Annotated in this window: 19 protein-coding genes; 10 read left to right on the forward strand and 9 right to left on the reverse strand. The window is 63.0% G+C overall.

Annotated features, from left to right (window positions below; translation table 11 throughout):
- Positions 1–23: 23 nt before the first annotated feature.
- The 7 genes from ACFFP0_RS09470 to ACFFP0_RS09500 form a co-directional block, all read right to left on the reverse strand.
- Positions 24–539: a sigma-70 family RNA polymerase sigma factor gene (locus ACFFP0_RS09470; RefSeq protein ID WP_377259537.1), complete on the reverse strand. Its 516-nt coding sequence runs from the start codon at positions 537–539 to the stop codon at positions 24–26.
- 207 nt (positions 540–746) lie between these two features.
- Entirely contained in the window at positions 747–1,616 is an 870-nt protein-coding gene (locus ACFFP0_RS09475) for a sugar phosphate isomerase/epimerase family protein (RefSeq protein ID WP_377259540.1), read from the reverse strand.
- Positions 1,613–2,914 (reverse strand): DUF6005 family protein, encoded by a 1,302-nt coding sequence (locus tag ACFFP0_RS09480; protein ID WP_377259543.1) that lies wholly within the window; start codon positions 2,912–2,914, stop codon positions 1,613–1,615. The genes ACFFP0_RS09475 and ACFFP0_RS09480 overlap by 4 nt, the downstream gene beginning before the upstream one ends.
- On the reverse strand, positions 2,911–4,191 hold the full coding sequence (locus ACFFP0_RS09485; protein ID WP_377259546.1) for an AMP-binding protein: 1,281 nt from the start codon (positions 4,189–4,191) through the stop codon (positions 2,911–2,913). Before ACFFP0_RS09485 ends, ACFFP0_RS09480 begins: the two co-directional genes overlap by 4 nt.
- Positions 4,188–5,924: an IucA/IucC family protein gene (locus tag ACFFP0_RS09490; RefSeq protein WP_377259549.1), complete on the reverse strand. Its 1,737-nt coding sequence runs from the start codon at positions 5,922–5,924 to the stop codon at positions 4,188–4,190. Before ACFFP0_RS09490 ends, ACFFP0_RS09485 begins: the two co-directional genes overlap by 4 nt.
- Positions 5,908–7,692, reverse strand: coding sequence for an IucA/IucC family protein (locus tag ACFFP0_RS09495; protein ID WP_377259552.1), 1,785 nt, complete (start codon positions 7,690–7,692; stop codon positions 5,908–5,910). Before ACFFP0_RS09495 ends, ACFFP0_RS09490 begins: the two co-directional genes overlap by 17 nt.
- A 553-nt stretch (positions 7,693–8,245) precedes the next feature.
- Entirely contained in the window at positions 8,246–8,938 is a 693-nt protein-coding gene (locus ACFFP0_RS09500) for a GntR family transcriptional regulator (RefSeq protein ID WP_377259555.1), read from the reverse strand.
- Positions 8,939–9,114: 176 nt separating this feature from the next.
- On the opposite strand from ACFFP0_RS09500, the gene ACFFP0_RS09505 reads away from it, so the two are divergent.
- The 9 genes from ACFFP0_RS09505 to ACFFP0_RS09545 all read left to right on the forward strand — a co-directional run bounded on the left by ACFFP0_RS09505 (position 9,115) and on the right by ACFFP0_RS09545 (position 21,181).
- A complete protein-coding gene (locus ACFFP0_RS09505; protein WP_377259558.1) occupies positions 9,115–11,055 on the forward strand; it encodes an ABC transporter substrate-binding protein in 1,941 nt (646 codons plus the stop codon).
- A gap of 136 nt (positions 11,056–11,191) precedes the next feature.
- A complete protein-coding gene (locus ACFFP0_RS09510; RefSeq protein ID WP_377259561.1) occupies positions 11,192–12,178 on the forward strand; it encodes an ABC transporter permease in 987 nt (328 codons plus the stop codon).
- The gene (locus tag ACFFP0_RS09515) at positions 12,175–13,329 is read left to right on the forward strand and encodes an ABC transporter permease (protein WP_377259564.1); all 1,155 of its coding nucleotides are present in this window, start codon (positions 12,175–12,177) and stop codon (positions 13,327–13,329) included. Before ACFFP0_RS09510 ends, ACFFP0_RS09515 begins: the two co-directional genes overlap by 4 nt.
- Before the next feature lies 1 nt (position 13,330).
- Positions 13,331–15,037: an ABC transporter ATP-binding protein gene (locus ACFFP0_RS09520; protein ID WP_377259567.1), complete on the forward strand. Its 1,707-nt coding sequence runs from the start codon at positions 13,331–13,333 to the stop codon at positions 15,035–15,037.
- 3 nt (positions 15,038–15,040) lie between these two features.
- The gene (manD, locus tag ACFFP0_RS09525; RefSeq protein WP_377259570.1) at positions 15,041–16,249 is read left to right on the forward strand and encodes a D-mannonate dehydratase ManD; all 1,209 of its coding nucleotides are present in this window, start codon (positions 15,041–15,043) and stop codon (positions 16,247–16,249) included.
- 13 nt (positions 16,250–16,262) lie between these two features.
- Complete coding sequence (locus tag ACFFP0_RS09530) at positions 16,263–17,417, forward strand: mandelate racemase/muconate lactonizing enzyme family protein (protein WP_377259573.1); 1,155 nt, start codon at positions 16,263–16,265, stop codon at positions 17,415–17,417.
- Between the two features lie 198 nt (positions 17,418–17,615).
- Positions 17,616–18,797, forward strand: a complete 1,182-nt coding sequence (locus ACFFP0_RS09535) for an RLV_5639 family protein (RefSeq protein ID WP_377259576.1) — start codon at positions 17,616–17,618, stop codon at positions 18,795–18,797.
- A 22-nt stretch (positions 18,798–18,819) separates the two neighbouring features.
- Positions 18,820–19,779: a DUF6384 family protein gene (locus ACFFP0_RS09540; RefSeq protein ID WP_377259579.1), complete on the forward strand. Its 960-nt coding sequence runs from the start codon at positions 18,820–18,822 to the stop codon at positions 19,777–19,779.
- 7 nt (positions 19,780–19,786) lie between these two features.
- Positions 19,787–21,181: a coiled-coil domain-containing protein gene (locus tag ACFFP0_RS09545; protein WP_377259582.1), complete on the forward strand. Its 1,395-nt coding sequence runs from the start codon at positions 19,787–19,789 to the stop codon at positions 21,179–21,181.
- Positions 21,182–21,952: 771 nt separating this feature from the next.
- Here ACFFP0_RS09545 and ACFFP0_RS09550 read toward each other — a convergent pair.
- A complete protein-coding gene (locus ACFFP0_RS09550; protein WP_377259585.1) occupies positions 21,953–22,156 on the reverse strand; it encodes a hypothetical protein in 204 nt (67 codons plus the stop codon).
- Positions 22,157–22,419: 263 nt separating this feature from the next.
- On the opposite strand from ACFFP0_RS09550, the gene ACFFP0_RS09555 reads away from it, so the two are divergent.
- Positions 22,420–22,686 (forward strand): hypothetical protein, encoded by a 267-nt coding sequence (locus ACFFP0_RS09555; RefSeq protein ID WP_377259588.1) that lies wholly within the window; start codon positions 22,420–22,422, stop codon positions 22,684–22,686.
- 18 nt (positions 22,687–22,704) lie between these two features.
- Here ACFFP0_RS09555 and ACFFP0_RS09560 read toward each other — a convergent pair whose 3' ends face one another.
- Entirely contained in the window at positions 22,705–23,322 is a 618-nt protein-coding gene (locus ACFFP0_RS09560; RefSeq protein WP_377259591.1) for a TetR/AcrR family transcriptional regulator, read from the reverse strand.
- Positions 23,323–23,372: the final 50 nt, after the last annotated feature.

Genomic DNA, 23,372 nt, shown 5'->3' on the forward strand with positions numbered 1-23,372 from the left:
GGATTTTTCGTGTGCGTGAACGTTCAGGCATTTTTCCTGTCGAGAGCGGTTGCGATTTTCACCATGGCGGTGCGCACATGACGATGCGCCGTCGCGACCGAAATCCCGAGATGGTCCGCCACGCCCTCGAGCGTGTGGCCGCCGAAGCGATACATCTCGACGGCGATGCGGATTTCGCCGGGAAGGGAAGCGAGCACGGCCGCCGCGATGCGCACCTCGTCGCAGAACATGACCGTCTGCTCCGGCGTCTCGACCGGCTGCGGAACGGTCCAGAACGGCGGATCGCTCGCATGCCCGCGATGCTCGACCTTGCGGCGTTTCAAGACGTCCAGGGAAAGATTGCGGACGATGCGGTAGAGATAGGCAAGCCCCTGGCGGGCCGATTCCGTCGGCGTCTTTCCCGGCGTGAACCGCAGGTAGGCTTCCTGCACGATGTCTTCGGCGGCCTCCCGGGAACCCAGTATGCGCGCGGCATAATCGACCAGCGCCGAGCGATGGGCCAGGTAAAGACTATGTCGATCGTCCATCTTCAACGTCATTGATCGGCTTTTAGGAACGCCTTGCGCGGACACGCGCGGTTTCATTCGCACCGGCGGCGAGCGACGGCCTTGCCGCAAGCCCGCCGCATCGACGCAGCCGGTCCCGTTTAGCATCAAAAACATGAGGACAATAGTCATATTATTCTCATGACGCCACAATCGTCCCGCCGCAGCGGACAGGGGCGTTTGCCAGAGGGCGGGCGGCCGTCAGAAATCCAGACGGCCCGTTTCGAAGGAATGGCGGTTCGGCGTGTCGCGCCGCTGCCGCGCGATCACCCGCTGCACCTCGATCAGGTCGCTGCGCAGCGTTTCCAGGCAGTTGTTCCCGAACCATTCCAGCGAAGCTTCGGCATCGGGGTCCTCGGCCAGATCGGACAGGAAATGCGAATAGTCGAGTGCGCCTTCGAACAAGGGAACCATCCCGTTGCGGTCGCCGCCCGGGGCATAGACGTTGGCAGGCTCGAAGACGGTCAGATGCTTTCGCTGCCGGACGTTCTTCAGGTGGTAATGGCGGATGGCGGAGCCCATCCGCTCGCGCATCGCAACGGGGTCGTCTCCGGCTTCCCAGACGTGCAGCGCGTCGAAATTGATCGCGAAGAACGGGTGATCCACCTCTTCGATCAGGCGCAGCGTCGAGGCGGCCTCATCGGCGAGCGTGTTCGGATGGGTCTCGGCCAGGAGATGGATGCCGTAGCTGGCGGTGACGTCGCAGATGTCGCGCAGCCGGTCCGCGATCAGCCTGCGTTCGCCAGCGGACGTCAGCCCGCTCGCCGTTCCGCCGGCAAAGGTCCTGATCTTGGACGCTTTCCAGGTCCGGGCGAGATTGCAGAGTTCGATCGTCCTTTGCCGCAGTAGCCGGGCATCGGCATCGAGCGGCAGATAGTCGCTGATCATCGGCACCGTCAGACCGTGGTCCGCAAGCCAGGCGCCGTTCCGCTCCGGGCCGGAGGCGAGATTGCGAGCATGCACGCCCCAGAGCTCGATGCCCTGAAACCCGGCCGACCGCGCCCATGCCGCCATCTCGTCGATCGACATGAGGTGATGCCGGAAGCTGATCGTGCAGATCGACAGTCTCATGCCGTTGCCCTCTTCGGCTGCATGGCGGGCGCCAGTCGGTGCTTCTCGCACCACAGATCGAACACCTCGCCCAGCCGGCCTTTCAGCTTGCGCTCCAGCCGGTCGGCTTCGTCGAGCCGCTCGAAGACCTGGCCCGCTTCCGCCCGGTCATCTGTCTGGCTGAGCTTCATGCAGGCGTAGTGCAGGCCTTTCAGCGCCTGGACGAGGGCCTCGATTTCCTCGCACCAGGTCTCGAATTCGGCGGCAGGCAGTTTCAGGGCGCGCCAGAAGAAGGCGAAACCGTGCTCGTAGGCGTATTTGCGGATGGTGATCACCGGCAGTTCCCGCACCGCCGGGGCGAGGTCCGCCAGCGTCAGGCCGCCGCGTCCTTCGAGATGCGCCGCAACGATGCCGCGCACGGCGTCGGCGATCGGATTCCGATGCGCGATGAAGCAGGCCTCGAAATAGGCCTTGAGGTCTTCCGCGGCCGGCGCGCGGGCGGCGTCATTGTCGAAGACATAACCGCCGCCGACCGTCGGCTGCATGATCGCGTGGATCACCTTTTCCCGTTCGATCTCGCCTTCCCAACGGTAATCGGGATCGTGCACGAACCACTTTGCCGGATCGGCGGCCTTCTGCAGCATCAGGTAATGCGGAAAGGGGTTCTGGTTGAACTTGTTCTCGCGCTCGGGCAGGTGGAACATGTCGAGCATGACCATGACCGACCCCGTTTCGGGACGGTTCTCCACGAGGTCGACCAGCGTCGCGAGATTCTCGCCTTTCGATTTTCCGGGATCGTACCATTCGCGGACCGGGACGCGGTAAAGCTGCTGGAACCAGTCGCGAAGGAAATCCTGGGTGATTTCCGGCGAGTGATAGAGAAGCTGGAAACGGTCGCTGACCGTGAACCTCGCATCCCAGACGCCGAAGTAGAAAGGCCTCTGGTCCAGGCCCCGCCGCTTCAGCCCGTCGCTGACGCAGCTCACGAAGCAATGCACCTTGATGTCGTAATAGGCCTCGCCGTGGACGCCCTCGTCCGTCGTCCCGCCGGTCATCGGAAACGGGGGGGCTACGGTCTTCGGGACATAGAGCGCGACGAGATCCTCCACGGTGTCCAGCTCTTGGCGGGCGATCGCCTCCTCCGGCATGGACAGGCCGTATTCCAGTTCCAGATTGAGGAATATCTGCAGGATCAGCACGGAATCGAGATAAAGGTCCTCGTTGAGGCGTGCCTCCGGCGCGAAACCCTGCATGTGCGGATGGGCCATATGCTCGTTGAGCACCGTCCGAACGGCGTCGAAAACGTCTTCTCTGGTCATGAGGCAACTCCGGCCTGGGCCGCAAGGAACTCGCCCGCCATATGGCGCGCCGCCACGTCGCGACGGCTGATCTTGCCGTTCGCCTGGCGGGGGATTTCCGCGACCTGGATCATTTCCATGGGCAATTGATGGGGCGCGAGATGGCGGGCGCACCATTCGCGAATGTCCTGCGGGGCGATGGGCTGGCTGGCGCTGTAGAGGAGGGCCACGCGTTCTCCGGCGAAGCGGTCGGCCTTGCGGAAGGCGACGGCGTCGGTGACCGCCGGCATCGCCATGACGGCGTCCTCGACGTCCCCGGGATAGACGTTGAGGCCGGAGACGTTGATCATGTCGTCCATGCGCGATACGAAGACGAGCATGCCGCCTTCGCGGCGATAGCCGAGATCGCGGGTATGGATCGGAACGCCGCCCTCCGTCTGCACGACGATTTCGCCGGTGTCGTCGGCGCCGGTTCCCGCCGAGGCCTTCAGGTGCGGCAGGACGAAACCCATGTCGCCGGCGGCGCGGACATCCGGATTGATGGCGATGCAGCCGGATTCCGAGCAGCCGTACTGCTGGAACAGGCGCTCGCTCCTGGCGCGGATCTGCATGAACCAGGGATCGGGCAGCAGGGTGCCGGAAGTCATGGCGGCGTGGAGCATTTCTCCCTCCGGCAGAAGCCGGGAGAGCGTGTGCAGGATCGCCGGCGAGGAATAGAGCAGGGGACGCTCCGTTTCGCGCAGGATCTTCAGCAGGTATTTTGGGTTGGCGGTCTCGACGATGACCGGCACCTGCCCGCGTTTGAGAGCGACGAGGATGCCGCATATCAGCCCGTAGGAATGGGTGGTCGGGCAGGCGATCACCGGCGTCATGCCTTCCGGCTCGCGGAAGGTGGCGACATAGCTTTCGACCTCGCGGCCGATCTCGTCCCAGCTCCGGGCGATGCATTTCGCCGCCCCGGTGGTTCCCGAACTCATATGCAGCAGCCGTCCCGGTCCCGGCGGCTCCTCCCGCGCCTCCAGCACTTCCGCCGTGAGGCTGTCGTAGAAGAGCCGGTCGCAGTTTGCGGTGATCGCGAGCTTGCGGGCTGCGGCATAGGGCGTGCCCGGATGGATCGGCAGGACGCTGGCGCCTGCCTTGCGAATGGCGAAGAAGAAGGAAAGCCATTCCGGCGTGTCGCCGAAGCAGACCGCGTAGCGGCCGCTTTCTCCCGCGCCAAGGCCGACCTGCGCGGCGATGCGGCTTGATGTTTCGTCGAAATAGGCACGGTCGTAGAGCCGTCCGTCGATCCGGATCATGGCTTCCTCCTTCGTTCAGGTGTCCTTGCTGCCAGGGCGTTGGGCACTTCGTGGTGATATTCCGGCTTCAGCGCGAGGAGCTTTCGGGTGATCAGGGATTCCGTCAGCATGAACGGGCGAGCGTGCCCGAGTTGCGTCTGGCGATGCTGAACGCCGTGTTCCTGCGCATGGGTTGCGAGCAGGCTTTCGACCCGCCTCCAGAAACGGGATTCCGGAAGATCGTAGTAAATATCAATAAGATGGGATATTTCACTCAGGTTATAAATGAAGAGCGTATCCATGACGAGTTCACGAAGCGAATCGAGGTTGCCGGTCCAGTAGTACTGGTCCGGCTCGGCGCCTCGGTAGACCGGGTTCAGCGACAGGAAGTCGGGCGCCTTTTCCGGCTCGTGCAGGAAGGCGGGGGAGAACTCGACGCTCTCGTGAAAATCGCGCAGGATGAGCCGCACCGGCCAGCCGTCCCGGTGCACCAGCAGCATGTTCTGGCCATGCGCTTCCACGGCGATGCCGTGCCGGACGAGCAGGTGCCAGACCGGCAGGATGGCGACTTCCAGAAGCCGGTTCAGCCACGGCATCAGGCCGAAACGCCCGATCCATTCATCCGCGAACGGCTTTCCGTCCGCTTCGACCATCATCAATGCGTTGAACGGAACGATCGCTTCGCCGGCAAGCAGCGCGGCTTCGGCATTCTCCCGCCAGATCGCCCCCACCTGGCCCGCGAGCGGCCCCTCCCGGTCGGCGACGATGCCGGCATATTCCTGCAATATGGTCAGGGGATATCGATCCCGGAACGACGGATCACCCCGCACCGCATCCGCAATCCAGGCGGAAAGGGCGGGCGCAGTGCAAACCGAATGCGGTTCCAGCGTCCTCCGCGACGAGGTGTTGACGACGTTCAGCGGCAGCTTGATGCTCGCGGCCAATGGCCTGTCGATGTTGAGAAGCGAGCGCAGCGACTGGGTCGCGACGTAACGGTCGCCGAGCGGGCCGAGATTATGGGCTTCCCCGGCCGCGATCCAGCCCCCGAGCAGGGTTTCGTTCAGGTCCTTCCACTGCCACGGATGCAGCGGCACGAACCCGAAATCCTCCCCGGACAATCCGAGTTCCTGCCGCTTCGCCCGGATTTCGCCCCATGTCTCCTCGCCGAGTTCGGATTTCCAGAACGCATCCTCCCGGTCCGGCAGCACCTGGTTCAGGTGTTTTCGCGCGACGAGGAGCCAGACGAGCCGGAAGGCCTGTCCCGTCTCCGGCCCGTAGGCGGCATGGTCGGCGATCGAAAAGCCCGTGCGGGCCTTGTAGCACGGATGGTAGGGATGCCCCTCGTCCAGCGCGCCCTCCAGCTCCACGAAGGACATCCGCCGGCGATCCCTCGAGGGGAGATTGCGGTGGTTCCACTCGCAAAAGGCAATCGTCTGCTCCAGCTCGCCGAGCAGCCTGCCGCGCGAGATACCGGTTCCGGGCAGCAGCGGGACGATTTCGCCAAGCGAGGCGTCTTCCCAACGGCCACATCCCGCCAGCACCTCGACCGATCCCGCCTCGATGCGGATTCGGCCGAACGGCCCGGCCATGCCCCGGCAGCGGAATTCCCGGCCGCCCAGCGACCATTGGAACCGCGTGCCTCCATCGTACGCGCTTTCGCGCGCCTCGACGATGCCCTCGAAAAGCAGCGCCGCGACGAGTTGCCGGATCACGCGATCGCGGGACCGGTCCGGCTTTTCAAGAGGCAATGGCATGGTCTGCCCTCGGCGCCGTCAGCGCGATGGGAACCCTCAGCGGGTTCGGGAACGGCCGGTAGAGGGAATGAGCCCCGCTCGATTGCAGTTCGTCCACGTCGAAGAGGCGTGTCGTCAGATTGGCCTTGGACGTGATCGTCGGCAGGTCGAGGACGTGCCGCACGAAATCCCGGCCGGGGCCGGACATCGCCTGCGCATATTCCTCCAGATGCGTCCGCAGGATGCACAGAAGCATGCCTTCGTCGCACAGGCCGTCGTGCCCCATGCGGCTGATGACGGAAAAGACCTGGTTGACGATCAGGTAGTAGGCGAAACGGTCGCGGATTTCCGCATCGGCGAAATAGAGCGAGGCAATCGTCTCCGTTTCGGGAACATGGCCCGCAAGCAGGCCGCGATGGCGTTCGGAAAGGTAGAAACCCTGATTGTCCCGGTAATAGCTGACCGTCGGATAGCCGGCGCCTATATCGAGAAGACTGTTCTGCTGATGAGCCTCCAGCGCGACGCCGACGTCGTCGTAGAGGCGGACCAGCGGCGCGACGGCGCAATCCAGATAACGCCGGAACCAGGTAATCGCGGTGCCGGAAACGCCGTCGCCCCCTCTCTCCGCAAGCTTTCGGACGATCCGCTCCAGGAGCGGGATATCGCCCGGCAGCGGATCGGCGGTGAGGGCGGCCACCGTGACGATCCCGCGCGCCCTGTCGCCCTTGAACGGGTTCTCGCGCAGGATGACCTCGAAGCCGCTCTCCTCCCGGCCCGGCATGTCGAGCGTGATATAGGCCGGATCGTGGATGATGCGGAAATTTTCGGACCGTTCGGCAAAACCGATGCGCTGCATGAGCCGCGCCATGGCCACGCCGGCTTCGAGCTCGGGGCGGCGGTTGACGCGAACCGAATTGGTGATCCGCACAGGAAGGGAGAATTTCAGCATCCAGTCCGACTGGGCATTGTAGACCGTGCGGACGGAGGACGTCGCCGTGAACCATTGCCCGGCCGGGCCGATGTGGCGAAGGCTGCCGTCCTGCAGCAATGCCTGGATGTCCGGGTCGAGAAGCAAGGCTTCCGCCTGGAGCGGATGCATGGGGATGAGGCATTCGCCGGCGCGGATTTCGAGATCGTCGCCGGACGCGCCGAGCTGCGACCGGACGATCTCGTCCGCCCGCATGGCTCGTGCGGAAGCCTGCCGCACGAGATCCGCTCCGGCTGCGAAATACTGAAGCCTGAAGCGGCCGCTCAGCTCCGGAGCATATCTTTCCTGCTGCCAGAAGGTCATGCCCTGCCGGCTTTTCGGCGTCGGATGCTGCCAATGGCCGAACACGAGCGATTGTTCCGCGTCGATGAAATGCCCTTCGTCATGCGGGCGTTTCTTCGCCCTTTCGATGTAGAGCGTCATCTGCTGGTAGCTGTCCAGCACGCGCGCCAGAAGCTCCAGCTCGAATGTGCGCAGCGCATCGGACCGGCTGTCATCCATCTGCCGATAGGCTTCGTGGATGAGGATATGCAGGGCCGCCAGTGGCTCGACCTGCCGCCAGGAGGCGTCGGCAACCGTCCGTGTCCACAGCCGTCCGAAATGTTGCGGTCCGCAGACGGAAGCCGATACGATCTCCGCGCGCAAGAACATCTGCTGCCGGGGCAGCGACCATTCCGTGCAGTCAGCCGGGCCGGCGGCGGTTCGATGAACGACCGGCGTGCCCGGATTGACTTCACGCAGGTAGCAGTTCGCGAAACTTTGGAATGTCGCCGTTTCGGCTGCTTGCCTTGATGACTGCATACTTCTCCATCCCCGTTGCATGGCAACGATCACGCAATGGCTCTTTCCTTCCGGCACCGGGCAGCGGAGACCCGCGGCCAGAGCCGGTCATCGGCAGGACGCCTGCCGACAGTGATCCGGCGCTTGCGGGTTCCGCCGCGGGATTTTGAACCTGGCTCTGCCTGCGAAAGGACGCGCCGGATGGCGGCCGAGCGAACGGATGGCCGGCAACGGAAGCCGCGAACCGGCCGGACGCGGCGGATTTCCCGAGCCTCGTGAAGTGTGACGGCGAAGTTTCATGGCGCGAACCCGTTCCTGTCATCCGGTCCAGGAATGCCTGCGCCAACTCGGACGCACGGCACTCCAGACCCAAAAGACGATCGGCCCGCCGTTTTTTTTCATCACATTTCTATTTTTCGGATTTTCGCGAGGGGCGGGCGAGGGAACGCCGCGCCGGAGGCGATCGCCGGCGACCGCGGTCGGCGTGTTTCCGGCTCGCCCGGGGAGGGAGCCCGCAGGCTCCCGAGGGACAGCCCGCAAGCCGCCCGGAACCCGCCATACGCGGGACCCGAGACTATCGCCTGTCGAGCCGCATCCGTTCGATGATATGCCGTCCCGAGCCCTCGACATGGCGGGCGATGGCGCGTGAGGCGCCTTCGGCATCCTGCGCCTTGATGCAGGCGATCAGTTCGCGATGCTCTTCCAGAACGTTCGACTGACGGCTGAGCGAGGTCGGAAATCTCCGGCTGATCGCCCAGAGGATCTGGCGATGCCGCACCCAGAGATCGACCGCATGGCGATTGTAGTGACGATCGTACATCAACCGGTGGAATTGCAGGTCGAGATTGGAATGCTTCATCTCGTCCGCGAAATTCAGCGCCTCGATCTCCGCCTGGATTCGCTCCAGTTCATCGATGTCGGCCTTCGTGGCAATGCCGACGAACCAGCGCGTCAGGGCGGGTTCGATCAGGACCTCGATCTCGCAGATGTCGCGTACGAAATCCTCGTCGATCGGCCGCACGCGGGCACCGCGATTGGGCGTCATGATGACGAACCCTTCGCCCCGCAACTGCTGGAGAGCCTCCCGCACGGGATTGGTCGACGTTCCCATGCGCTTGGCAAGGTCCGCCACCTTCAGGCGTTCGTTCGCCTTCACACGACCATGGATGATATCGTCGCGCAGCCGCTCGTAGATCGAAACGCCACCGTCATCGGTCATGTCGTCGCGGTCGGGAACAGCCTGTCGGATGGTCGTGATCGTACTCATGACATTGCTTTTAGTGCACTTCCACCCCGCTTGCCAAGGGTAAAATGCCCAATATCATACATCGATATTGACAAAGAATGTACGATCTGAAAGTTTTCGTGCAATAGACGGGGCCATCGAGGCCTTCGAACGGGAGGAAACCGGCCACACGAGCCGGTCATTGAGGAGGAGAAGACATGGGTTACCAGCACAGGCTGCGTGGCCTCGTCGTGTCGACGGGGCTTTCGGCGATCACGCTCATCGGGGCGGCGATCCCGGCATGGGCGGCGGATTACAGGCAGGCGCCAATGCTCGACGAGCAGGTGAAGGCCGGAAAGTTGCCAGCTGTCAACCAGCGGCTTCCCGAGAAACCCTATGTCGAGACGATGGTCGACGGCGTCGGCAAGTACGGCGGCACGCTGCGCACGACGATCCTCGCCAACGGCGACCAGTACAACCTGACCCGCACCATCGCCAACGAACTGCTCGTCCGCTGGGACCCGCAGTGGAAGAAGGTGATGCCGTCGCTTGCCGAGGAGTTCAAGGCGTCCGACGACGCGACGACCTACACGTTCAAGCTCCGCAAGGGCCTGAAGTGGAGCGACGGCCAGCCGTTCACCGCCGACGACATCATGTTCTGGTATGAAGACGTATTCATGAACCCGGCGCTCTCGCCGGCCAAGAACCCGACGTTCACGGTGGCCGGCAAGCCGGTCAAGGTAACCAGGATCGACGACCTGACGGTCGAGTTCAAGTTCGACTCTCCCTATGGCCTTTTCCTGCAGCAGCTCGCCTACGGGCAGGGCCATCTGCCGGTCATCTATCCGAAGCACTATCTCAGCCAGTTCCACGAGAAGTACAACAAGGACGGCATCCCGGCGCTCTTGAAGGCCAATCCGGCCGCCGGCGACTGGGTGGCGCTGTTCAACTCCAAGGTCTCGCTGACCTTCCAGCCGCCGTTCTGGCAGAACCTCGCCCTGCCGACGCTGAACCCGTGGATACTGACCACGCCCTATGCGGACAGCGACCGTGTCGTGGCGACCCGCAACCCCTATTACTGGAAGGTCGACACGGCCGGTAACCAGCTTCCCTATATCGACGGCATCACCTGGGCGAAGCTCGACGATCCGCAGCTGATGGCGCTGAAAATGACGTCGGGCGAGTTCGACTTCGCCTTCCGCCACATCAACAACTCGACCTTCAAGTCGGTGCTGTTCGATGGCCAGAAGACCGGCAATTACAAGTTCGTGGACGTGAAGGACCTGCCGGCCAACGACGCCGTCATCCTCCTGAACCTCAATTCCACCGATCCGGTGAAGCGGAAGATTTTCCAGGACAAGGATTTCCGCATCGCGCTCAGCCACGCCATCAACCGGCAGGAGATCATCGATCTCGTTTATGTGGGACAGGGGGCGCCGGCCCAGGTCGCGGTCCAGCCCGAGCACGAGCTTTTCAACGAACGCGAGGCGACACAGTACACCCAGTACGATCCGAAGGCTTCCGCCGCACTTCTCGACAAGATCATGCCGAAGAAGGATGCGGAAGGCTTCCGTCTCAACGAGACCGGCAAGCGCTTCACCATCAACTTCATGGTGGCCGACGTCTTCGGCCTGTCCTATCCGGACGTGATGCAGATGGTGCAGAAATACGCCAGGGACGTCGGCATCGACATCCAGCTACGCACCACCGACCGCGCCCGCCTCAACACGATGTGGGCGGCCAACGAGCAGGACGCCTATATCTGGAACTGCGTCGGCGGGCTTTCGGAGGTCTATACCGACCCGCGCTGCTACATGCCGTTCCAGAAGGCCGACATCTTCTTCGCGATGAAGTGGAGCGAGTGGTATTCCAACCACGCGACCGGCGAGGAGCCTCCCCAGGCGATCAAGGACCTGATGGCCGCCTATGACAAGGTCAACGCCGCCGTCACCGACGACGACCGCCGCCAGAAGATGAAGGACTTCCTCAATCTCTCGGCCGACAACTTCCTGAACATCGGCATCTCGCGCCCGATGCCGAAATACATGATGACCTCGACCAACCTGAAGAACGTCGTGAACGGCATCCCGATCACCGGCAACCTCTGGCACCCGGCCCCGACGCTGACCCAGTGGTACTTCGACAAGCCTGCAAAATAAGGCTCCTCCCGTGGCCGGTGGCGGCGCCAATGCCGCCGCCGGCCGCCCCTTCGAACCGGCGCTTTGCGCCATCCTGAATGTTGCAGAGTCTTTTGCGCGTCATAACGCGCAGCGCTGCAAGCGAACGGCGAGTTCAATGCTCCGTTACATCATCAAGCGGCTGGTGTTCGCGATACCGACACTGTTTGCCGTCTCCATCATCGCCTTCATCATCATCCAGCTCCCGCCGGGTGATTATCTGACGACGCTGATGGCCGACTGGGCGAGCCAGGGCGGCGCGGTGGAAGCCGGCACGGTTGCGGCCATGCGCGAGCGCTACGGCCTCGATCAGCCGATCTATTTCCAATATTACAAATGGATCTGGGGCATCCTGACCCAGGGCGATTTCGGCATCTCTTTCGAACTCGGCAAGCCGGTGACGGAGCTGATCTGGAACCGCCTCGGCTTCTCGCTGCTGCTTTCCGTCCTGACGCTCTGCTTCGTTTGGGCGATCGCCATCCCGATCGGCATTCTCTCCGCCGTGCGGCAGTATTCGATCTCGGATTATTTCGCGACCTTCCTCGCCTTCTTCTTCCTGGCGGTGCCCGACTTCCTGATGGCACTGTCGGCCATGTACATCATGTCCGCCTGGTTCGGCCAAAGCGTCGGCGGCCTGTTCTCGCCGGAATATGTCGATGCCGACTGGAGCTTCGGAAAGCTCATCGATTTCGCCAAGCATGTCTGGCTGCCGGTCGTCGTCATCGGCCTCGGCTCGCTCGCGGCGCTGGTGCGGATCATGCGCGCCAACCTGCTGGACGAACTCTCCAAACCCTACGTCACCACGGCGCGCGCCAAGGGCATGTCGGAATTCGAGCTCCTGATCCGCTATCCGGTGCGGCTGGCGCTCAATCCGCTGATCTCCACGCTCGGCTGGATACTGCCGGCGGTCATTTCGGGCGAGATCATCGTCTCGGTCGTCATGAGCCTGCCGACGACGGGGCCGCTGCTGCTCCGCGCCCTGCTGGCCCAGGACATGTATCTCGCCGGTTCGCTCATCCTACTGATCTCGGTCCTCACCATCATCGGCACGCTGATCTCGGACATCCTGCTCGCCCTTACCGACCCGCGGATTCGGTTCCAATGACAGACATCACCAATCTTCCGCCGGATACCGGCCCCTCGCTCGATCTGCGCAATAGGGACATCGCCGTTGCCGGCCAGTGGCGCCTGTTCTGGCTCAAGTTCAAGAAGCACAGGATCGCGCTCGTCTCGCTGGTCGTGATCGTCTTCATGTATCTCGTCGCGGCATTCGCGGATTTCATCGCGCCGTTCGACCCGAACGCGACGAATGCCCGCTTCACCTATGCGCCGCCGCAAGGCCTGTCGCTGTTTCACGACGGCTCGTTCCAGCCGAACGTCAAGCAGCTGAAGATGACGCTGAACACGGAATCCATGCGCCGCGAATTCCAGCCGGACCCGGCCAAGCCGGTCAAGGTCGGCTTCTTCGTGAAGGCGCAGCAGCCCTATTACCTGCTCGGCCTTATCCCGATGCAGACCAAGCTTTTCGGCCTCGTCGATCCGCAGGTCGGCGACAGTCTCTATATCTTCGGCGCCGACCGGCTCGGCCGCGATATTTTCAGCCGCGTCGTGCACGGGGCGAAGATCTGGCTCTCCATCGGCCTTGTCGGCGTGTTCATGAGCCTCATCCTCGGCGTGACGATCGGCGGCATTTCCGGCTTCTTCGGCGGCTGGCTCGATCTCGGCATCCAGCGCGGCATCGAACTGCTCCGCTCGATTCCGACCATTCCGCTATGGATGGGGCTTGCCGCTGCGATCCCGGTCGGCTGGCCGCCGCTCCGGACCTATTTCATCATTACCCTGATCGTCTCGCTGATAGGCTGGACGAGCCTCGCCCGCGAGGTGCGCGGAAAATTCCTGTCGCTCAGAAGCGAGGATTTCGTCATCGCCGCGCGGCTCGACGGCATGAGCGAGATCGGCATCATCTTCAACCACCTCGTGCCGTCCTTCATGAGCCACATCATCGCGACACTGACGCTCGCCATCCCCTCGATGATCCTCGCCGAGACGGCGCTCTCCTTCCTCGGCATCGGCCTGCAGCCGCCGATCATTTCCTGGGGCGTGCTGCTGCAGGAGGCGCAGAACATCCGTGCGGTGGCGCAGGCGCCCTGGCTGCTGTTCACGCCGGCCGCCGCGATCGTCATCTCGGTGCTTTCGCTCAACTTCCTCGGCGACGGTCTCCGCGATGCCGCAGACCCCTATGAGTCGGTGGCCTGACATGAACCCAGATACATCCAATGACACGATCCTCAAGGTCGAGAACCTCAAGACCTGTTTCCCGACGCGCACCGGCATCTTCAAGGCCGTCGACGGCGTCTCCTTCGAGCTGAAGCGCGGCAAGACGCTTTGCGTGGTGGGCGAATCCGGCTCCGGCAAATCGGTGACGGCGCGCTCCATCCTGCAGATCGTCGACCGACCCGGCCGCATCGAGGGCGGCTCGATCCTGCTCACCCGCACCGACGGTTCGGTCACCGATCTGGCGAAGCTCGATCCGCGCGGAAAAGACATCCGCTCGGTGCGCGGCAAGGAAATCGCCATGATCTTCCAGGAGCCGATGAGTTCGCTCTCGCCGGTGCATCGCATCGGCACGCAGATCGGAGAGGCGCTGCGCATCCATTTCGGCACGCCGAAAAAGGAACAGCGCGCCCGGGTGCTCGAACTCCTGAAGCAGGTCGAAATCCCGCGGCCGGAAACGGCGATCGACCGTTACACGTTCGAATTCTCCGGCGGCATGCGGCAGCGCGTGATGATCGCCATGGCGCTTGCCTGCAATCCGCAGGTGCTGATCGCCGACGAACCGACGACGGCGCTCGACGTCACCACCCAGGCGGAAATCCTCGACCTCATCAAGAAGCTGCAGCAGAGCCACGGCATGGCCGTGCTGTTCATCACCCATGACATGGGCGTGGTGGCCGAGATCGCCGATGAAGTGCTGGTCATGTATCGCGGCAAGGTGATGGAACGCGGTCCGGTCGAGCAGATTTTCCATGCGCCGCAGGATGATTATACCCGCCGCCTGATCGGCTCCGTCGTCAAGCTGGAGAAGAAGGCCGAGGTCCGCCTGACCCGGCCGGAAATCCCCGCCGAGGCGCCGCCGCTGCTCGACGTGAAGAACCTGTCTCTGACCTTCGCCTCGGGCCTGAAGGCGGTGGACGACGTCTCGCTCGTCGTCCGCCCCGGCGAGACGCTCGGCATCGTCGGCGAGAGCGGCTCCGGCAAAACGACCATGGGCCGCTGCCTGCTGCGCATCTACGATCCGCAGGCGGGCGCCATGGCCTATCGCCGCCCGGATGGCAGCACGATCGACCTCTGCACCGCCGACAAGGGCACTTTGAAGGACGTTCGCCGCGAAGTGCGGATGATCTTCCAGGACCCGGTCGGTTCGCTCAGCCCCCGCAAGACGGTCGGCCAGATCATCGCCGAACCGCTGAAGCTCGCCGGCATGAAGGGGAGGGAGGTCGAGGACCGCGTCGCCGAGCTGATGCGGCAGGTCGGCCTCGATCCCGCCTGGCGGGAGCGTTATCCGCACGCCTTTTCCGGCGGGCAGCGGCAGCGCATCGGCATCGCCCGGGCAATCGCCGTCAAGCCGCGGCTGATCATCGCCGACGAGGCGACCTCGGCGCTCGACGTGTCGCTGCGTTCGCAGATGCTCGACCTGATGATGAACCTGCAGGACCAGCTCGGCCTCTCCTACGTGTTCATCTCCCACGACATGTCGGTGATCCGCTACATGTGCGACCGCGTCGCGGTCATGTATCGCGGCAAGATCGTCGAGACCGGCGATACCGACCAGGTCGTCAACCATCCGCAGCACGATTACACCCGCGCGCTGCTTTCGGCCATTCCTCATCCCGACCCGCGCGACCGGCGAATCCACAAGCGGTTCCGCTACGACCCTACCAAGACAGTTTCAGCCAACGGATAAGTCATGAAAATTACCGACGTCAAAATCATTGTCTGCTCGCCGGGACGCAATTTCGTCACCGTCAAGATTTTTACTGACGAGGGCCTGACCGGGGTTGGCGATGCGACGCTGAACGGCCGCGAAAAAGCGGTGGTCGCTTATCTGCAGGAGCATCTTGCGCCGCTCCTGATCGGCCGCGATCCGTCCCGCATCGAGGATATCTGGCAGTATTTCTACAAGGGGGCCTACTGGCGGAGAGGCCCGGTGACCATGGCGGCGATCGCCGGCATCGATACCGCGCTCTGGGATATCAAGGCCAAGGCCGCCAACATGCCGCTCTACCAATTGTTCGGCGGCGCGAGCCGCGAGAAGGTGCTGTGCTACACCCATGCGCAGGGCACGGATATCGCCGAGGCCGTCGAAGCGGTCGGCAAGCGCATCGAGCAGGGCTACAAGGCGATCCGCGTCCAAGTCGGCATTCCGGGCCTGCCGGACGTCTACGGCACCGGCAAGAAGTCGGTCACCAACAATGCGGCGGACGACGCATTTCCGCATGAGGAAGTCTGGTCGACCTCGAAATACATGCGGCATATCCCGAAGCTTTTCGAAGCCGTTCGCGAAGCCTATGGCCCGGATATCGAACTGCTGCATGACACGCACCACCGCCTGACGCCGATCGAGGCGGCCCGGCTCGGCAAGGATCTCGAATTCGCCCGGCTGTTCTGGCTGGAGGACACTGTCGCCGCCGAACATCAGGAAGGCTTTCGCCTGATCCGCAAGCACACCACGACGCCGCTGGCCGTCGGCGAGGTGTTCAACACGATCTGGGATGCGCGTCTGCTGATCGAGGAACAGCTGATCGACTATATCCGCACCACGACCGTGCATGCGGGCGGTATCACCGCGCTTCGCCGCATCATGGATTTCGCGAGCGTCTATAACGTCCGCACCGCCTGCCATGGCGCCATGGACATGTCGCCGATCTGCCTCGGCGCCAACCTGCATCTCGACCTCTGGGTCCCGAATTTCGGCATCCAGGAATATTCCGGCTACCTGCCGGAAATTCTGGACGTCTTCCCGAGCGCCTGGAGCCTCAGCGACGGCTACCTGCATCCGGGCGAAGCGACCGGCCATGGCGTCGATATCGATGAGAAACTTGCGGAAAAATATCCATACCAGCGCGCCTACCTGCCGGTGAACCGTCTGGAAGACGGTACGCTTTGGCATTGGTAATTCGGGGGAAATCATGAAGATCACTGCGATCAAGAGCTACGCCGTCAAAGTCGGCATCCGCAACCAGCTTCTGGTGAAGGTGGAAACCGACGAGGGCATTTTCGGCTGGGGCGAAAGCGGGCTGTCCGGCCGCGAGAAGGCGGTCGTCGGCGCGCTGGAGCACTACGCGGAATTCCTGCGCGGCCGCGATCCGTTCAAGATCGGCGCGCTCTGGCAGGAAATGTACCGCAGCCAGTATTTCGAGGGCGGCCGGGTGCTGCAGGCGGCGATCTCGGCGATCGATATCGCGCTTTATGACATCAAGGGCAAGGCGCTCGGCGTGCCGGTCTACGAACTGCTCGGCGGCAAGCAGCGTGACCGCATCCCCACCTTCGCCACCACGTTCGCCGAGCCCGGCCCGGCCATGGTCGAGCAGGCGCAGATGCTGGTGGAACACGGCTGGACGGCCATGCGCCTCTCGCCCTCCGGCCACGAGCACAAGGAAATCTACGAGCCGCGCGAGCATATCGCCACGACCGCCAAATGGTGCGTCAAGACCCGCGAGGCGCTGGGCGATGACGTGGTGCTCGGCATCGACTATCATCACCGGCTCACAGTCGCGGAAGCTGCGAGCTTCTGCCAGAAAATGCCGAAGGGTACGCTGGACTTCCTTGAGGAACCGATCCGCGATGAGTCCCCGAGCTCTTACGAGGCGCTGCGGCGGATGACCGACATTCCCTTCGCGATCGGCGAGGAATTCGCCTCGAAATGGCAGTTCCAGCCTTACATCGAGCGCGACATCCACCAGTTCAACCGCCTCGACGTCTGCAATGTCGGCGGACTGACGGAGAGCATGAAAGTCGCCGCCTGGAGCGAGACCCATTACGTCGACATGATGCCGCACAATCCGCTTGGGCCCGTCTGCACCGCGGCGACGGTGCATTTCTCGGCGGCGGTGCCGAATTTCTCCTGGCTCGAAACCCGCAACAGCCCGGCCGAAACCCATCTCGGTTTCGACAATTCGGACTTCTTCCCTGTCCAGCCTTGGCTTGAAGGAGCCTATTATCCGGTCTCCGATACACCGGGTCTTGGCATCGAGGTCAACGAGGAACTGATCGCCAGGCAGAGCTTCGAATTCTGGGAAGCGCCGCACCTGAAACGCCGCGACGGTTCGGTGACCAACTGGTAACCTTGCGCGGCGACGGAAAGTTCAGCTACCGAACGCCGGGAGACAGATCCTCGCAACGTGCCTTGCCTGGAAGGTGCCTGCCCTGGCGGCGCCTGCGTGACGACCGTCATCCAATCGGAACAAAGCTTGCCTATAACCGGAGCCATCCGCTATGTCTCGGTAACCAAATATCTTTAGTTCGCACACGGGGAAACGCTCATGAACGAGGTCGTCGTCAAAACACCGCTGCAATATCTCGACAAGGCCATGGCAACCTTGCGTGATCTCGGTCTGGTCCAGGGCAAGACCGAGGAAGCCCCGATCGTCGGTCTTCTGGAAAAGATCGCCGATATCGAGCCGGAGAAGATCGCGGTCATCACCCGCACGCTGCAGCAGATGAGCGTCTTCAACGAAGTCGTCCGCGAGCAGGTCGCGGAAATGTCGATCGGCCAGCGCTATGAGACCATCTCCAAGGCTTTCGATTCGATCCGTGACGATGCGAAATCCATGGTCGACCAGATCGAGGACGGCAAGCTCGATATCTTCGAACGCGCCACCAATGCCTGGATGAAGATCGCGCGCGGCGATATCGCCACCCGTTTCGACGAGATCAAGGAGACCTATCTCGCCGTTTCGGAGGATACCAAGGCCAATATCGAGCGCGAGCAGACCATTCTCGAAGCCTATCGCGATTTCCGCGGCGCCCTGAAGCACGGCGAAGTGGCGGCGCTCGAAATCCTCAAGGCCGCCGAGGCCAAGCTCGAAGCCGCCAAGGCCGGACTGAAGGGCGCGTCGGATGCCGTTTCCTCCTTCCCGGAGGGCGGCGAAGTGGCGGAGCGGGCGAAGCTCGAACTGGTGCGCGACGAGCATCTGCGCCAGGTCCAGAACGAGGAAGGCCGCTACCAGGTGGCCAAGGACCTCGCCGACAACCTGACCATCAGCTACAACACGTCGGACGTGGTGATGGCGCGCCTGATGCAGACCACCAACGCCAAGGAGCGGGTCTACCAGCAGGCGGTATCCTTCTTCTCGACCAATGAATCGGTGCTGACGGCCCTCAAGGCGTCCTTCACCGGCCTGTTCGGCCTGCACGAGGCGACCCAGACGCTCAACGAGATGAAGGAAGGCGTTTCCAAATCGCTCGAAGTCCTGGCGGAGATCGGCGGCAAGGTTCAGGAAGAGGCGCTGAAGGCCGGCTATGGCCCGACCATCCGCGCCGACGCCGTGAAGAAACTGGTGGACAGTGTCGTCAACTTCCAGACCCGTTCGGTGGAGATCATCGGTGAGATGCGCGAGCTCTCCACCAAGAACAGCGAGGAGATCCGCGCCGCCGTCGAGGACGGCAAGAAGCGGATCGCCAAGCTGGCCTCCGAGGGCAACGCCCTGGTGATCGCCGGCTGAGCATTCCGCACTGGGACCCGTTATGGCCGATAGCACCGCCGCGGCAGCGCCTGCCACCTCCGATGCCAAGGGACCTGCCCTTGACGAACTGATGCTGGCCATGGACGTGGTCGATACCCTGCGCCATCAGGAGGACGTCGCCCTCCGGGAACTGGCGCAGGACGGCCGTGACGACGTGCTGAAGGAGAGGTTGCGACGCCTTTACGAAAGCCAGGGGCTTGCGGTTTCCGACCGCATTCTCGACGAGGGCATCAAGGCCCTCAAGGAAAGCCGCTTCACCTACGAGCCGACACCGCCGGGATTTTCCCGCACGCTCGCCGGCCTGTGGGTGAGGCGCGGCACCTTCGGCAAGGTGCTGGGCGTGCTGGTCCTGCTTTTCGTCGCCTGGGTCGGGTGGTCGGTCTGGCAGCAGACGGTCGCCGAGCGCGCGGCGGAGACGGCGCGCATCGAGTTGACCGAGACTTTGCCCCGGCGGATTGCCGCGGCGGGCCAGGCCGCATCCGCCGAAGCAAGAACCGACGATGCCCGCAGGCGTGTCGAGCAACTGCAGACGGACGCGGCCTCGGCGCTGTCGCGTTCGGACGCCGCAGCCGCACGCGTCGCGCTCGGCGCCTTGGAGCGGCTCCGCGGAGATCTCGTCCAGGTCTACGAATTGCGGATCGTTTCCCGGCCCAGCGAGCAGAGCGGCATCTATCGCATCCCCGACGTCAATACCGGCGCGCGCAACTATTACCTGATCGTCGAAGCGGTTGCATCGGATGGAAAACTGCTGTCGTTTCCGATCCGCAGCGAGGAAAACAACCAGACGAAGACCGTGTCGAAATGGGCGGTCCGCGTGCCGCAGCGCACCTATGACGCCGTACGCGGAGACAAGACGGATGACGGCATCCTGCAGAACGACATTCTGGCGACCAAGCCGCGCGGCGCGCTGGAACCAGTCTATTCCATGGCCGTTTCCGGCGGCGCGATAACCGAATGGTAGGGCGGCGATGATCAGTGTATTCGATGCCTTGAATTCCATCGAACGGGCCGGGCAGGGGCTGCGGCAGGACGAGGACAGGCTTGCCCGGATCATCGAAGGGGCGGCCGCGGAAACCACGCGCCTGCGGGTGGAACAGGCCGGCCTGTTCAAATCGCTCGCCCGCATCCGCCTGGATGCGCTGCGGCAGAACCAGATTCTCGGCACGCTCGACGCGGCGGAGCACCAGGCGCTTTCCCTCGTCGAAGAACAGCAGAGGAAGCTGGATGACCTCTCGAAACGCCGCGAGGCGTTGCTTGCCGAGCTGTCGGACATACGTCAAGCGCGGGCCGACGACGCCCGGCAGGTGAGCGCCGCCGCCGACGCCATCACCGCCGTCGAGGAGGCGACGCAGAAACGAATGTCCGAGGATGTCGCGTGGCAGGCGCAGGCGGCCAGGCTGTCAGGCGCGCAGGCGCGGGCCGCGGCGGCCGAGGACAAGGCGAAGCAATCCGAGACCGACCTGGACGAGAAATCGAAGCCCTACCTGGCCGACCGGCTTTTCGTCTATCTCTGGGAGCGCGGCTACGGCACCCGGACCTATCGCGGCGGCCCGATCGCCCGGCTCGGCGACGGTTACGTCGCCCGCGTCGTCAACTACGAACCGGCGCGGCAGAATTATTTCACCCTTACCGAAATCCCGAAGCGCCTGCGCGAGCATGCGGACCGGCTGAAGGCCGAGGTCGCGGAGGAGGAGGGGAAGCTCACCGCGATAGAGCGTGCCGCGCTGGAAGCCGACGGCATCGGCGAGCGCGAGGCGGCCCACCGGAAGGCTTCGGAGGACCTGCAGGTTTCCGATCGCCGGATTGCGGACCTCGAAAGCGAAAACGCCGCATTGGAACACCAGCGCTCGGTGCTGCTCGGCGACGACAACGACCAGGGACTGGCCGGCGCTCTTGCCGGACTTGCCGAATCCATGCAGCGCGAGGACCTGCGCGTGCTGCTGCGGGACGCGCTGGAAACGCCGACGCCGGAGGACGAGCGGATCGTCCGCCGCCTGCAGCAGATCGAGGCCGAACTCGCTGCGCGCGAGCAGGAGGCGGCCGAGGCCCGACAGACATCCCTGCAACTGGCCCGCAAGCGCGCCGAACTGGAGCGCTCGCGCGACGAATTCCGCCGTTCCGACTACGAGCGGCAGGGCGGCGGCTTCAGCAACGACAAGCTGATCGGCGACGTCATCGGCGGGATTATCGGCGGGGTTCTGTCTTCCCGCGAACTGCGCGACGCCTTGCGGAGCGGCTACCGTTCAGGCGGCAACCGCGCCAATTTTCCGTCACGGCCCGGCGGCGGCGTGTTCGGCGGATCACGCGGCGGAGGCAACGGTCCATCCGGCGGCGGCGGCTTCCGCACGGGCGGGGGCTTCTGATCTGCGCCAGCAACGGCGAACCTGGCACGGGACGCCGAAGCGATCATCGTACGGCCCATAAATCACCATCGATCTGCGATATGTCCGCCGCCATCGGGGGCCTCCGGTTGACGGGATGATATTCTCGCTTTTTATACGCAGAGGTGACGAAGCGTATGGGAGAGCGGGAAATCCCATAGGGCAGGCGCCACGATGTGATCCGTTCCAATATCAAGCGGAAGCGTCGGCTAGGTTCAAATTCCATATCGTCACCACTTCCGGTTCTCGTGGTGGACAGCACTCAGATCATTGCGTCGCCTTTTGGAAGAATATACCCCCGTGCACATAACGATCGCATAATCTATCTTATGGAACTTAAGAGTACGCATGTCATGCGGGAGAAGGCCTGAGAGCGCACCGATGTTTGGATTGCGTCAAGGAGATGGATTTTTCCAATCCGCAGGCGAACTCGAACAGCAATGTGACGAGCCTTGTAGCACCACGGCGGCAATGAGATCCTGAACCAAAGGTTCAATGTCTCGATAGAAGCCATTGGCCGAGCGCTGTTTTTCGCGGCTCCTCTGTCGCGTATCGCCTCGGTGAAAAGCTCGCCGACGACAATCGGCGAGCCCTACGTGCTGCCGCCCATGTGTGATCGGCGGCAGCGACGTATTTGGATAAGCATCTGCAACGATGCAGTAAAGCCACGATATGATCCGCCGCCGAACCGGCCGGCATCGCGCCGGCTGAACGTGCGCGGCCTGGTGCTGAGCGCGGACGGGTCAGGAAATGTTACTGGACGTGCCTGGACCGCAGTCGCGCGGTCGGCTCCTTCTCGGGCTTCGCGTCGACAGGAACGATGTCGATGATCTCCGAAAGCATGAATTCCTTCGGAACGCCGGAGATGGTCGCATAGACAATGCGGTCTATTATCTTCAGATTTTCGGACAGAAATGTCCTTTGGTCGCCTTTATCAAGCACCGATACAACGTACATGTTGATCCCATTTTTAGGCGCGCAGGTCATTCGCGCGGGATCGAGTGTTAGCCAAGGATGATTAATCAGCTGTTAAACCCGGGGGCCGCAAGCCGACGGATCTTTCGGCAGCTTCTTTCAGCGGGCACGTCACGATCTGTTGCGCGCCCTCCCTTCCCCCTTCATCTTGATTTATCCCGGACCGCGATACAGATTATAGGGAAGACAGGTTGAGCTGGCTCATGCCGCCAGCGCAGTACCTGCCGCAGAAGGGAGGATCAACCATGATCCATGCCAGGAATTCTTCTGCTCCGGGCTCGCAACCCGCCCCCATGGACGACGAACCCGGCTATGACGCCTCCATCCTGTCCTCGCCCACCGCGAAGATGGATTTCCTGCGCCAGCAGCTCGCCCGACGAGGTATTTCCTCGGAAGGCATGAGCTTCGATCTGCTCATGCTGGAGTGGAAATACGACCTTTCGGTTCTGCTGGGCAATATCGGCGACTGGATGAGATACATCGACCGGCGCTTCAGCAGGCCGGGCGACTGACGACCGGATCGCGCGCATTCAGCCGGTCAGGCTGTTCAGCACCAGCTGCAGGTGCTCGTGACGAAAAGCGTTCCGGTCTATGTCTTGCCGATCGTCGAAAATGAGACGCACGATCACCATGGCCAACATGGGTGACATGGTGACGTCCGCAAACTCGGCAGGCTTGCGGCGGAATTCGTTTAAGGCCACCCCTTCGTCAAGGATTTCCTGAATCCTCCCGATGATCGGCGCAATGAACTCCTCATGATGCCGGTCTATCAGGTCCGGAAATCGCGCGCCCTCGGCGATGACGAACCGCATGAGTTCCCTGCTCTTGCGGTCATCGACAATGTGGTCGTAGAGAAGCTCGATGAATTGCTGCAGCTTTTCTGCCGCTCGTCCCTTCAGCGTATCGGACGTCCTCAGCACCTTTCTCAATGGCGCCGAGATGTGCTGGATCATCGCTTCGAACAGCTGCTCCTTCGTCGGAAAATAGACGTAGACCGTCCCCTTCGTGACGCCGACCCGCTCGGCGATGTCCTCGACGCGGGATGCCGCATATCCGTTCTTAACAAACTCCTCGAAAGCCGCTTCGAGGATCTGCAAGGGGCGCAGCGCCTTCTGTTCGGCGCGGGTCAATCTCTTTCCATTAGGCATTACTTATTTACTCCAGCCGAAAGATCGGCATCATGACCCTTATAGCAGTT

This window comes from Neorhizobium puerariae (genome assembly GCF_042429745.1).
GTDB lineage: Bacteria > Pseudomonadota > Alphaproteobacteria > Rhizobiales > Rhizobiaceae > Neorhizobium > Neorhizobium puerariae.